This is a genomic window from Lacihabitans soyangensis, from assembly GCF_024343775.1.
GTDB classification, from domain to species: Bacteria; Bacteroidota; Bacteroidia; order Cytophagales; family Spirosomataceae; genus Leadbetterella; species Leadbetterella soyangensis.
The window spans coordinates 21,729-34,246 of record NZ_RJUF01000005.1 but is presented as its reverse complement, the minus strand read 5'-3'; the positions used below and the strand labels follow the sequence as shown (position 1 = coordinate 34,246).

The window sequence follows — 12,518 nt, the reverse complement described above, 5'->3', positions numbered from 1 at the left end:
TTTATAAACAATGGAAAAAATTAAATCGACAACCGTCTTGGGAATTCTGCACAATGGCAAAATTGCCTTGGGAGCAGACGGACAAGCAACTATGGGCAATACCGTGGCCAAGTCTAATGTAAAGAAAATCAGAAGATTGGTTGGTGGTAAAATTTTGGCAGGCTTTGCTGGTTCTACAGCCGATGCGTTTACGCTAATTGAGAAATTTGAGGAGAAAATAAACAGCTATGGGGGCAACATGAAGCGTGCGGCCATAGAATTGGCCAAAGACTGGAGAACAGACCGATATTTGCGTAGATTGGAAGCCATGATGATCGTGGCCAACGCCGAGGAGATGTTGATAATATCTGGCACTGGCGACGTATTAGAGCCTGACAACAATGTGGCCGCTATAGGTTCTGGAAGCATGTATGCACAGTCTGCAGCCTTAGCTTTGAAAAAACATGCCACCCATTTAACCGCGGAGGAAATGGTGAAAGAAGGTTTGACCATTGCTGCGGATATTTGTATTTATACCAATCACAATTTGGTTATAGAAACGATATAAATTTTAGCAAAATACTTTCAGTTGCTTTTAATACAATTATATTTGAATATTATTCTTTTTAAATGCCTTTAGTTAACGAAAATATCAAAGTTTTACGCAAACGAATGGGAATGACCCAGGAGAAGTTTGCCGAGGTTTTGGGTATAAAACGTTCATTAATTGGGGCCTATGAAGAGAATAGGGCTGTTCCGCCAGCCGAAAACTTGAATAAGATTTCAAGAGTTTTTGGAATAACTCTGGATCAACTCATTAATTATTCCTACGAGAGAGAGTTTAATAAAAGGCCTGATGCAGGTTCTTTTAATTCTGATAGTAAAGAAGAGGCTCCATTCCCGATAGAGAAACGTACGGCATTTCAACATACAAACAGGGAAATTCCAAGTGTGCAACCTTCACTTTTTGAGCCGGTTAAGTCGGTTTCTGTTAGTACATTTCCAGCAAAAGAGAAGGGAATAAAATACATAAATGCCAATCTTTTTGAAAAGTACCTGAGCGGGGAAACCTTTGAGCAATTTGCTGAGAATTTGCCTTCTATCAGTTTGCCCTTTTTTACGCAAGAAAATCTACGAGCCTTTGATGCTCCTGTTGATTTTCCTTTAGAAAACTGTATTCTCATAGCTGAAAAAGTATCGGATTTTAACCAAATAGTCGAAGGTGAAAATCACTTGCTCATTAGTAGATTATATGGATTTAAGTACAGAAGATTATATAATCAGATTCATATCAAAGGTGTCTTGTTGACGAGTTCAGACAAAGCCAATACCCAAAGTCAGGAAATAAAAGCTTCTGAAATAAAAGAAATTTGGAAGCCAATAAGTTACATCAGCAAGGCCATGCCTTTACCAGATATTTCTTTGGAAAGTATTCAAGATAAGGTAGATAGTCTAAAAACGGAACTTGATTTTCTTCTTAGTTTTCGAGCCAAGAAGTAATTTTTGAAGGTTTTGTCAAATAAGATTTCCCCAATTCAAACCAATATTCATCTCCAAAGTTTAGGAACAAACCTGTCTTTTTTGGTAGCTTTTCAGTGGCTTTTTCGTAGTCAAACTCTGCCGAATAAAAGTCTCTCAACAAAGGCTTCAGTTTAGTCCAAGGCAGTTGGGACTGTTTCTCTGAACTTTCAATTGTCAGCGATTTGTGCTCAAAATTTCCCTCGATTTTGTATTCTTTTTGAGTCTGGTTATCGGCTCTTATTATGGTAATTTGAAGCGGGTTTTCTAGTTTATTTTGCTCAATTACAGCTTGTTGTAGTTCTTCTATAAACTCTTTCCAGTGTTTGGTGTTCTTAGGATAAAAGTTCTCCTTACCGATTTCTAAATCCCAAAATTCTTGGTCGTCTTCTAACTCTTGCGGATAAGTTTTTTCGGTTTTAAGTACCAAATTTTCCAATTGTTCTTTCCAAACTGTGGGCAATTGACCCGAAAGGGTGAGGTTATCTTCCATCGAAAAACCCTCATCCAATATTTCCTCCTTGGTTAACTGGTCTCTATCAAGGTATTCAAGCTCAAACTTATACTCCAAATTTTTCTGAGCCAACGAGAAAGTAACTTCAATAGCATGGGCGTAAGGGGCCGGGATCAGTGCTGAGGTTTGGAATCTAAGAATTAAGGATTTCATCTATGGTTTTGCGTTTGTCAACTTTTGAAGAGGAGGTTTCCGAGAATTTCTCTACAAAATAAATTTCTTTTGGAACCTCAAATTTACTCAATATAGTCGACAATTGCTCTTTAGAAATCGACATTTCTTTGGATTCTACAATCAGAACCAACTTTTGACCCAGTTTTTCGTCTGGCATTCCGTAACAAAAATACCTGTTTCCTATCTTAAGATTCTCCTCTATTTTCCTTTCAACTTCTTCTAGTTGAATCTTTACGCCACCACTATTGATGATATTGTCGAATCTACCGATAAGTCTAAAGGTTTTACTGTCAATGATTTCCACAATGTCGTTGGTGCTTATCCATTCGAAGTTCGTTGTGGGGGCTTTAATCATTAAACACCCTGAATCGTTAAGCTTAATCTCAACACCTTCCAAAGTTTTAAAGGCATCTTCTTCCAAACGAATGTTTTTTATGGCAATGTGGCTGATAGTTTCGGTCATGCCATAGGTTTCATAAACTGGCAAGTATAATTCTGCAATTTTTGCTTTTAGTTCGGCATTCATGGCTGCTCCACCAACCAAAATTGTTTTTGCTGTTTTTAGAATTTGGATGTACTTTTCATTTTCTAATAGCTTTTGCAGTTGCAGAGGCACAAATGCGAAGACATTCCGACCTCGGTTGTCCGAGAAGAGATAATCCAGATTTCCAAGTTTTTCTAAGGGGTCAGAGCTGGGTTCTACCAACATTAACTCGCCTTTCAGCTGTTGTGAACGCAGGAGCATCATCAAACCAGCAATGTTTTCGATATTTAGGCAGCAAAAAAACAGGTGACCATCGTATAGGCCAAATGCCTCTTGGGTCATTTCTACAGAGGCCTTTATTAATTCTCTTTTAAGTTGTATGGTTTTTGGAATTCCGGTAGAACCGCTTGTTTTTATTTCAAATTCAGTCTTGCCGAAATTCCAATCGTCCAGTATCTGCATGGCTTTTTTATAATACAAATTGCCATTTTCAGTATTTATCAGTTCACCTTCTTTAGAAAAATATAGCATATTTTATTCAAACACGCGAATGGTGTTAGTGTTGGCAGAGAAGGTTACATTGTATTTGGTAAGCGGCGAGGACGCTGGAGATTTTGTAACCGCACCTGTTGCACTAAAAGTAGATTGATGGTTTGGACATAAGAAATCATTTGAGTTAGCTCTGTAATTAATAGTGGTACCTTGGTGAGTACAGGCCGATGAAACGGCTATCCACTGATCGGCCAAAGTTCTCGCTATGATTACTTTTTTGTCTGAAACTACCAAAAAACCACCTTTGGTTTGCAATGCAGTATTACCAGACGCTGTAATATCTATTGAAAAATCTAATTTACCGGTGTTTGGCATTGGGTTTGGATCTGGTATTTCAGTTTCTGAGCAACTTTGAAGGCAGTTCATGAGCATTATAGCTCCAAATCCCATTCCTACTTGTTTGAGGAAGTCTTTTCTGTCGATAGTTGAGTTGTTCGTCATTGTTATTGATAAATTTTAAGATTTTGTAAAGATAAAATATAGGATACGTAAATCGACCTTTTATGGTTGAAATATTCTTTTGATATCATTGTTTTTAACGTTCGACAAAGATTTCTTATTTTTACGAAAGAAAACATTTCTATTTTAATACGGTTTACCCAATAAAAAATTAATTGTGAGCGACGCTTTAGACAAAAAAAATGTTTCGAGAAACCCAGGTTTGATAGGGTATGCACATACTGCTGGTTCTGCAGTTATCAGGCCAGAAGACATGGGCAAAGTAAAGGGAAAGGCCCAAATGGCCATGCGTCAACAGACGCAAGATTCTTTGCATAAAATTTATAGACAGATAGAGCTTTTGGGCAAGCAAGCTCAAGAAATTAACAATCGTATAGAAATTTCTGAACGTATATATGATGCTCAAATGAGTTTCGAGCCTATCATCAATCATACCTATTATCTCTACGAGCGGCCGGATGGTGGCGACGTCCTCTCTATGGTTGGGCAGAATGAGTGGGGTAGGAAATTTCCTTTTACGAGGTTTTTGGCAAAGGTTTATCTATTGGCTGACCATACCTGGAAAGTGGAATTTATGAATGAAGAAGAAATTGATGTAGAATTATAATAGTGGTATTTATGAATTATTGGTTGGTAAAATCGGAGCCGTTTAAATTTTCTTGGGACTTTTTCGTTAGTAAAGGCGGAGATATGTGGGACGGAGTCAGGAATTATGCGGCAAGGCTAAACCTTGTAGCAATGAAAGAGGGCGACTTGGTGCTTTTTTATCATTCAAACGAAGGTTTGGAGATAGTCGGTATAGCCAAAGTGGTTAAAGAACATTACCCTGACCCAACCGCTGATGACCCAAGATGGGTTGTGGTGGATTTGGTGCCAGTTGAAAAACTACCGAAACCTGTCTCTTTAAAGACAATTAAAACAGATCCGATTCTTCAAAACATGGCCATGGTGAAACTCTCGAGACTTTCGGTGGTGCCGGTCAAGGTTGAGGAATTCGATAGAATCATGGAATTAGCAAATGAAATTTAAACTTTTTGTATTTTTTGTTTTTTGTTTTCTGGGTACAAAAGCCCAAAATATGGTTCAGATTGGCATTCAAGGAGCCAACAACCAAGTCAGGATTGTAAATTTGAAACAAAACGGCCTCGTTTTATTGGATAAATCAAATGCCGGACTTTTAAAAATAAAGAAGATTGACAAAGACCTCCATATGGCCTGGGAGGTCGAGACAGACATCTCAAACCGAGTGAATTTTCTGGATGAGTTTTATGATGGTAAGTTTTTATATCTTCTTCTTGAGCAAAAAAACTCTATAAATTATCAGCTTCTTAAGATTTCTACTTCGTTTGCGGCTGTGCAAAAGTCTACCATAAAAACAGTTAACGGTTTTGCCTTGAGCCATTTTGTGGCATCTGATGCTGGGGTATGCCTGGGTGGTTCTGTCAAAAATGAGCCTTTTTTGATATTTATCGAAAGTGAGTCCAATGCTCCCAAATACTATTCGAGTAATCTGAAAGGCGAGACGCTGATTCAGTCTGTGGATTTGAGCAACGACGGATTGGTTATAGCTTTTCTGAACAAACAGAAAAAAAGCACGCAGATATTTTTCAGGGAATATTTTTTCTCAGGAAAAATAAAGAAATCTATGCCGATTTTAGCAGCAGAGCCTTACACTTTTCTTTCTGCCAAATTTTTTAACTCTAAAAATAAAAGATTGCTAGTCGGAAACTACGGAATAGGGAAAGCCAATAGCGATGGTTCACAAAGCTCACAAGGGATCTATGTGGCTGATTTGGACCAATTAAAGAATATTAAGTATTATAGTTTTGATAAGTTTAAGAACTTTTTTGGATTTCTAAACGAGCGTCAGAAAGAGAAACTCGAAAAACAGGTTAAAAGAAAAAAAGAAAAAGGTTCTGAATATAACTTCAATTACCGTTTACATATCAATGAACTCATTCCTTCAGGTGAAGATTTGTTGATTTCCTCGGAGGTTTTTGTGCCAGAATTCCGAAACAATTCTTTGAACTCACCCTTGTACAGCAGCCCGTTTTTCTACCCAACTTCGGTTTGGGGCAGGCAGTATATCAATAATTATTATTGGATGAACAGTCCGTCTATGTGGGGTTTTCGTAATCGGAATTCTTCCATTTTCGACGGCTTTAAATACATCGAGGGTGTGGTAATAGCCATTGATGGCAACGGTGACCTGAAATGGGACAACTCTGTTCAATACAAAAACCTGAAATATTATGAGCTCCGACCACACATAAAGGTTAGTCAGGCTGGCAAGAATACGTTTCTGTCTTACACCAATGCTGAAAAACTCAACATCAAAGAGTTTACAAATACTGGTGAAATGCTTCAAAATGAGTCATTTGAAAAAAATAGCCCAGAGATATTTCAAAAAAGTAGAAAATCGGAATTCGAAAATTTTGAACACTGGTACGATAACTATTTCTTCAATTGGGGAATTATCAAAAACAACGACTCGAATTTCAAGCAAACATGTTTTATCCAAAAAATAGCCCAGTGAGACTTGTATTGCTCTTTATTTTGATTTCAACGAATCTGACAGCTCAGATAATCCAAAGCGTTGAATTGGAGGTAGTAGGAAAGCCGTCTTGGCAAAATGTTATTCCGATTGGCAAAAATGGTCTGATGCTTTTTATTAAAACCGATCAAGCAAAAGCCAAAGCAGTGATGTACGATGGGGATTTGCAAAAAAAATGGGAATCAGATGTTTTTTTGGATGTCGAACGAGCTCCTACGGCCTACACTTTTGATCAAGAACAAATCACTTTTCTTTTTAGGGAAACCAGCGGAATGTACTACCAAGTACTGATTTTTGATTTGGCGACTGGTGCTTTTAAAAACCGAGGTTTCGAACTCCGAGATTTTTTTGATGATCAGAACTATGTTTTTTTGAAGAATAAGGTGATGCTTGCCGGTGCCACCAAAGAAGGTGCGGCTTTCTATACTTTTGATTTTGAGAGTGAAGAAGGAAAAATGATTCAGCTCGATATTAAGGGTAAAGTGGCTTTGCAAGAAATGATTTTTGACGAAAAAACGGGCAAAATTCACAGTATTTGGTCTGTTAAGGAAATAGGGTATGTCAATGCCAAAAAGAAGAAAGGAGAATTTATTAAAGATGCCTTTATGAATGTTTCGGTGTTTGATACTGCTGCCAATGTTTTGGAAGCCAGTAAGATTTCTCAAAAATCAGGGAATTTTCCAATGACTGCCAAAAGTGTTCTAATGGCCGATGATTCTAGGGTTATTGTCGGTACTTATCAATCAAAGACCGGACAAAGGGGTATGTTTTATTTGCCTGATTATAAGAAAAATGTCTCCAATATTACCTTTAAGTCTTATAATGATTTGCTGCAAGTTCAGTCTGAAATTCCTGAAGCCGAACTCCAGAAAGTCCTGAAGGAATATACCTTTCTAATGCATGAACCCATTTTTAGTAACCAAAGTTTGACAATGGGTGGGGCTTTTTATAAACCAGAATACAAGACGGTTTCGCAGCAAGTTTATAATCCTTATGATAATTTTTCTCCAACCAGAAATCCTGGTTTTGGAAGGTCTAATACAAGAACCCAAACTGTTTTCTCTGGTTATAATTATGCCGTTGGCTTTATTGCCAATGTGCAGATGAGCACCGGAAAAGTTTTTTCGAATAGAATAGATATCAAACAAATGAGTCCACAAATCAAGCAGCCACTAAGTTTCAATAGTGCAGGTTCGGTGGCATATTGCGTGAGAGGAAATCTGGCCACAAAAAACTTTAATATTGGTACAAAACCTATTTTGTATAAATTGTCAGACGAAGAACCCTCTGCTGCCAATCAATCTTTTTTGCCTGCGTTTCAAGAAGTAAAATTTTGGTATGATAATTATTTCATTGCCAATGGCTCAAAGAATAAGTTGGAGGTTCTCAAACTTCCAAATGGTGAAAAGGTCAAGGAGAGAAAGCGTAAAAAGAAGCAAAGTCCGACTTTCACCCAAGTCCGTAAAACCATATACATTACCAAAATAGCCTCGGGTTCTTACAGTCAAAATTGATTCTTACCCCTTATTGCAGTTTTATTGAAAGTTTGCAGGCATTTACTTCCCATTTTGTTAAAAAATTCGGATTTTTGCGGTTCAATTTTTTGAGTTCCCCTTATGAGGTACGTTTTGTTTTTATGTTTTCTCACACTTTTTGCTTGTGCCGACCAATCACGAGATGGCTACGATATTCCTGTCGGTCAAAAACAAAATGAAGAAAATCAGCATTTGGCGGCTCTAAGTATCCTTTCAGATGCCATAAAAAACAACCCAAGTGATCCTGATAATTACTACAAAAGAGCGGTGTTGCAATACGACTTGGGAAATCACAAAGATGCTTTGGTAGATATCACAAGAGCTGAGAGATTAAATCCCAATTCTGGTTTGTTTTTATTTCAAAAGGCCCGGATTCAGAACGTATTAAATGAAAAAGGTGCTTTGAAGAATGCCCTGGATGCCGAAAGTCAGCAGTTTAGCTCGCCTTCTCTTTACATACTCATTGCCGATTTGTATCTCAAAGAAAAGAACTTTCGCATGTCTCAGCAATATATGCAAAAGGCAGAGGTCATTTATCCTTACAACTCGGAGTTGTTTCTGATTAAAGGTAAATACCACGCCATGCAAAATGACACCGCTACGGCAGTCAATAATTTCAAAAGGGCCTTGGTACTCAGACCGCATAGTTTTGAGCCTTACGACCACCTCATAAAGATATTTAATGCGGCTCATCTGGTAGACTCGGCTCTGACGTATAACGAAAAAGCATTGAAGAAATTTCCAACCAATAGGGAGCTAGTTTATAACAAAGCCCAAATTTTGGAAAATGTGGGTGCCTTAGACAGTGCCACCAAGGTTTATCAGTCATTTTTGAGGTTGGAACCCTCAAGGTATGATGTTTTGGAAAAAGTTGGGAACATTTATTTACGTAAAAAAAACTATGCGGCAGCATTTTTGATTTATGACAAATGGAGCAAAGCAGTTCCAGACAATGAAAAGGCTTATCTGAAGGCTGCCTATTGTTACGAACTACAAGAACGCTACACCAACGCCAAAACGTATTTGGAAGGTGCGGTAGAGAAATTGCCCGATAACAAGGAATTGGCCATGAGGTTGGAGTTAGTAAACAATTTGCTGGAACAAAAAGCCAATGCTTATTCAGAGACTGGCCAACAGTTTTACTCCAACACACGTAAAAAGAAAGTGGAGGATGCAGCGGAGCCAGAACCTCAAAGAAGAATATTTGATATCGGAACTATAGAAAAAATACAAAAACGGAGTCAAATTACGATTGGTAAAGACACCACTAGAAACTAAGAATATGATGATCAGCGTTACTCTGCCGGACGGCAGTAAAAGAGAATACGAGAATGGAGCCACTCCCATGGACGTGGCCTTATCTATAAGCGAAGGCTTGGCTAGAAACGTTTTGGCAGCCAAAGTTGACGGTCAAGTAGTTGATTTGAACACACCTTTGGAGAAAAGCGTAGAGCTACAATTACTCACATGGAACGACACCGAAGGTAAGTCTACATTTTGGCATTCATCGGCTCACCTGATGGCCGAGGCCCTGGAGGTTTTGTATCCAGGCGTGAAGTTTTGGGTAGGTCCACCAGTAGAAAATGGATTTTATTACGATATAGACACAGGCGAAAAGAGCATTTCTTCGGACGATTTCAAGATGATCGAGGATAAAATGTTGGAACTTGCCCGTCAGAAAAACGAATTCAAAAGAATTCCAATCACCAAAGCCGATGCTTTGAAATACTTTGGTGATAAAGGAGACGAATACAAATTGGATTTGCTTTCAGGCTTAGAAGATGGAAACATTACTTTGTATCAACAAGGTAACTTCACGGATTTGTGCCGCGGGCCGCATATTCCTAACACTGGTTTCATAAAGGCCGCAAAAATAATGAATGCCGCGGCAGCGTATTTCAAAGGCGACCAAAACAACAAAATGCTTACCCGTATTTATGGGGTAACGTTTCCGAAAGCCAAAGAACTTGAAGAGTATTTGACGCTTTTGGAAGAAGCCAAACGCCGTGATCACCGTAAGTTAGGTGCTGAACTTGAGTTTTTTACGTTTTCAGAGAAAGTTGGAAAAGGCCTTCCACTTTGGTTGCCAAAGGGTGCTATGTTGAGAGAGCGTTTGGAGAATTTCTTGAAAAAAGCTCAATTGAGATCTGGCTACTTGCCTGTTGTAACTCCGCACATCGGTAGTAAGGCCCTTTACGTGACTTCTGGCCACTGGGAAAAGTATGGAGAGGATTCTTTCCAGCCTATCAAAACTCCAGAGGAAGGGGAGGAGTTTATGCTGAAACCAATGAACTGCCCTCATCACTGCGAAATTTACAAATCTAAGCCACGTAGCTACAGAGATTTGCCTTTACGTTTGGCAGAATTCGGTACAGTTTACCGTTATGAGCAAAGTGGTGAGTTGCACGGCTTGACCCGTGTACGTGGATTTACACAAGACGACGCCCATATTTTCTGTGCCAACGATCAAGTGGAGGCGGAGTTTATGAAAGTTATTGACTTGGTACTTTATGTTTTCAAATCGCTCGGTTTTGACGATTACAGTGCTCAGGTTTCATTGCGAAGCAAAGAGAAAAGTTCGAAATACATCGGTTCTGATGAAGATTGGGACAAAGCCGAGTCAGCCATCATAAAAGCGGCCGATGAAAAAGGACTCAAGACTGTTGTAGAATATGGCGAAGCGGCTTTCTATGGTCCAAAGCTAGACTTCATGGTCAAAGACGCCCTAGGTCGCAAGTGGCAGTTGGGTACTATTCAGGTAGATTATCAGTTGCCAAACAGATTTGAGCTAGAATACACAGGAGCTGACAATCAGAAACATAGACCTGTCATGATTCACCGTGCACCATTTGGATCAATGGAGAGATTCATAGCTATTTTGATAGAAAATACGGCGGGTAATTTCCCATTCTGGCTTTCACCAGAGCAAATTGCTGTTTTGCCAATATCTGAGAAATACGAGGACTACGCCAACGATGTGTTTTTGAGTTTACAAGAAAACGACATCAGAGGATACGTGGACCATCGTTCAGAAAAAATTGGCAGGAAAATTCGTGACGCAGAAGTGGCTAAAGTGCCTTTGATGCTCATTATTGGAGAAAAAGAAGCGGCTGAAGGCAAAATATCACTTAGGAAAAAGGGAGAAGGTGACTTGGGTAGTTTTACCATTGATGAGTTTGTGGCTTTTGCCAAGACAGAAATAAATAAAAATATACCGACTTTTGGTAAAAATTGAAAAGTAAATAATAAATTTGATGAAATTTTAAGTTGTAAGTAGCTTAAAATCTCACATTTAAATTCTTTTATGGCAAAAAACATGAAAAAACCGTATCGTCCACCGGTTAGAAAAGAAGACGAACACAGGATTAACGAAAAAATTAGAGGTGTTGCAGAAGTAAGATTAGTAGGAGAAAATATAGAAGTTGGAGTTTATCCGTTCGTCAAAGCCGTAGAAATAGCGAGAGAGCAAAATTTGGATTTAGTAGAGATTGTTCCGAATTCAGTGCCGCCGGTTTGCCGAATCGTAGATTATTCTAAATTTAAATACGAGCAAAAGAAAAAACAGAAAGAACTTAAAGCCAAGCAAGTAAAGACGGTTATCAAAGAAATCAGGTTTGGTCCTCAAACTGATGATCACGATTACGAGTTTAAGCTAAAACATGCTGAAAACTTTTTGAAAGAAAACTCAAAAGTGAAGGCATATGTACAGTTCATCGGTCGCCAGATAGTTTTTAAAGAACAAGGATTTAAACTTTTGGAAAAGTTTGTAAAAGCCCTTGAAGACTTAGGAAAACCAGAAGCACCACCGAAATTAGAAGGAAAAAGATTGAACGTGATTATCGCACCAAAATCTAAAAAATAATATTAAGCCGGCTCAATTGAGTCGGTTTTTTTATGTTTCAAAAGCTAATAAGTATTCAAATTTTAAATCAAATACCCATGGAAGACCGCACATTGGTGTTTAAAACTCAATTTCAAACCATGAAAAATGTCTTGCGTCTCTATCTGATTTTAAATTTGATGACTTTTTCAGCATTTGGTCAAAAAAATGATCAAAATTTAAAGGAAAATCAAAGTCCGACCAGTGTAAAATTGGAATCAAAGGGTATTTCTACGCCTCAAAAAAACAATATCAAAATGAAAAATATAGGCATTTTACTTTTTAATAACTTCGAAACCTTAGATGTCTTTGGCCCTGTAGAAATATTCGGGAGGTTAAAGGATTTGTATCATATCGAATTCTATTCCTTGGAAGGTGGGGTCGTAACCAGTACCCAAAATGTGAAGATATTAACACAGAAACTTTCAGAAAAAGACCAATTTGACATATTCTTAATTCCCGGTGGAATGGGTACCAGAAAAGAAGTGGACCACCCAGAAATGATTTCTACCATCTCAGATATCTCATCTTTGTCCACCCATGTTCTGACAGTTTGTACAGGTTCTGCACTTTTGGCTAAAACGGGTCAAATTAATGGTCTGTCAGCCACATCTAACAAACGCTCCTTTGATTGGGTAGTTTCTCAGGGTTCTAAAGTGAATTGGATCAAAAAAGCAAGATGGGCCGTTGACGGGAAATATTACACTTCTTCAGGTGTTTCGGCTGGTATGGACATGACTTTGGGTTTCATAAGTGATGTGCATGGGATAGATTTGGCCAGGAAAATAGCCTATGAAATTGAATATACTTGGCAAGAAAACAAAGAAGTGGATGAGTTTTATCTACAAGACTTTAAACAGAATTAAAGT

At 38.3% G+C, this 12,518-nt stretch carries 13 protein-coding genes; 10 read left to right on the top strand and 3 right to left on the bottom strand.

The annotated features are described in order from the left end of the window. Positions 1 to 10 precede the first annotated feature (10 nt). Both hslV and EGI31_RS03590 read left to right on the top strand, forming a co-directional pair. Positions 11 to 547: an ATP-dependent protease subunit HslV gene (gene hslV, locus EGI31_RS03595; protein WP_255035784.1), complete on the top strand. Its 537-nt coding sequence runs from the start codon at positions 11 to 13 to the stop codon at positions 545 to 547. A 62-nt stretch (positions 548 to 609) separates the two neighbouring features. Continuing rightward, on the top strand, positions 610 to 1,479 hold the full coding sequence (locus EGI31_RS03590; RefSeq protein ID WP_255035783.1) for a helix-turn-helix domain-containing protein: 870 nt from the start codon (positions 610 to 612) through the stop codon (positions 1,477 to 1,479). Here the strand turns inward: EGI31_RS03590 and EGI31_RS03585 are convergent. The 3 genes from EGI31_RS03585 to EGI31_RS03575 are packed head-to-tail and all read right to left on the bottom strand — an operon-like array spanning position 1,457 to position 3,662. Continuing rightward, the gene (locus EGI31_RS03585) at positions 1,457 to 2,164 is read right to left on the bottom strand and encodes a hypothetical protein (RefSeq protein WP_255035782.1); all 708 of its coding nucleotides are present in this window, start codon (positions 2,162 to 2,164) and stop codon (positions 1,457 to 1,459) included. The genes EGI31_RS03590 and EGI31_RS03585 overlap by 23 nt on opposite strands. Further along, complete coding sequence (locus tag EGI31_RS03580) at positions 2,145 to 3,200, bottom strand: AMP-binding protein (protein ID WP_255035781.1); 1,056 nt, start codon at positions 3,198 to 3,200, stop codon at positions 2,145 to 2,147. The genes EGI31_RS03585 and EGI31_RS03580 overlap by 20 nt, the downstream gene beginning before the upstream one ends. A 3-nt stretch (positions 3,201 to 3,203) precedes the next feature. Next, entirely contained in the window at positions 3,204 to 3,662 is a 459-nt protein-coding gene (locus EGI31_RS03575; RefSeq protein ID WP_255035780.1) for a QcrA and Rieske domain-containing protein, read from the bottom strand. 175 nt (positions 3,663 to 3,837) lie between these two features. Between EGI31_RS03575 and EGI31_RS03570 the strand changes: the two genes are divergently transcribed. From EGI31_RS03570 to EGI31_RS03535, 8 genes are all read left to right on the top strand, one after another. Beyond that, positions 3,838 to 4,287, top strand: a complete 450-nt coding sequence (locus EGI31_RS03570) for a DUF2452 domain-containing protein (RefSeq protein ID WP_374760675.1) — start codon at positions 3,838 to 3,840, stop codon at positions 4,285 to 4,287. A gap of 11 nt (positions 4,288 to 4,298) precedes the next feature. Beyond that, positions 4,299 to 4,709 (top strand): EVE domain-containing protein, encoded by a 411-nt coding sequence (locus EGI31_RS03565; protein WP_255035779.1) that lies wholly within the window; start codon positions 4,299 to 4,301, stop codon positions 4,707 to 4,709. Further along, positions 4,699 to 6,216 (top strand): hypothetical protein, encoded by a 1,518-nt coding sequence (locus tag EGI31_RS03560; protein ID WP_255035778.1) that lies wholly within the window; start codon positions 4,699 to 4,701, stop codon positions 6,214 to 6,216. The genes EGI31_RS03565 and EGI31_RS03560 overlap by 11 nt, the downstream gene beginning before the upstream one ends. Continuing rightward, entirely contained in the window at positions 6,189 to 7,748 is a 1,560-nt protein-coding gene (locus EGI31_RS03555; RefSeq protein WP_255035777.1) for a hypothetical protein, read from the top strand. The genes EGI31_RS03560 and EGI31_RS03555 overlap by 28 nt, the downstream gene beginning before the upstream one ends. 102 nt (positions 7,749 to 7,850) lie before the next feature. Continuing rightward, a complete protein-coding gene (locus EGI31_RS03550) occupies positions 7,851 to 9,047 on the top strand; it encodes a tetratricopeptide repeat protein (RefSeq protein WP_255035776.1) in 1,197 nt (398 codons plus the stop codon). Positions 9,048 to 9,051: 4 nt separating this feature from the next. After that, the gene (gene thrS / locus EGI31_RS03545) at positions 9,052 to 11,004 is read left to right on the top strand and encodes a threonine--tRNA ligase (RefSeq protein WP_255035775.1); all 1,953 of its coding nucleotides are present in this window, start codon (positions 9,052 to 9,054) and stop codon (positions 11,002 to 11,004) included. An 81-nt stretch (positions 11,005 to 11,085) separates the two neighbouring features. Continuing rightward, positions 11,086 to 11,631, top strand: coding sequence for a translation initiation factor IF-3 (gene infC, locus EGI31_RS03540; protein ID WP_255035774.1), 546 nt, complete (start codon positions 11,086 to 11,088; stop codon positions 11,629 to 11,631). Between the two features lie 77 nt (positions 11,632 to 11,708). Continuing rightward, positions 11,709 to 12,515 (top strand): DJ-1/PfpI family protein, encoded by an 807-nt coding sequence (locus EGI31_RS03535; protein ID WP_255035773.1) that lies wholly within the window; start codon positions 11,709 to 11,711, stop codon positions 12,513 to 12,515. Positions 12,516 to 12,518: the final 3 nt, after the last annotated feature.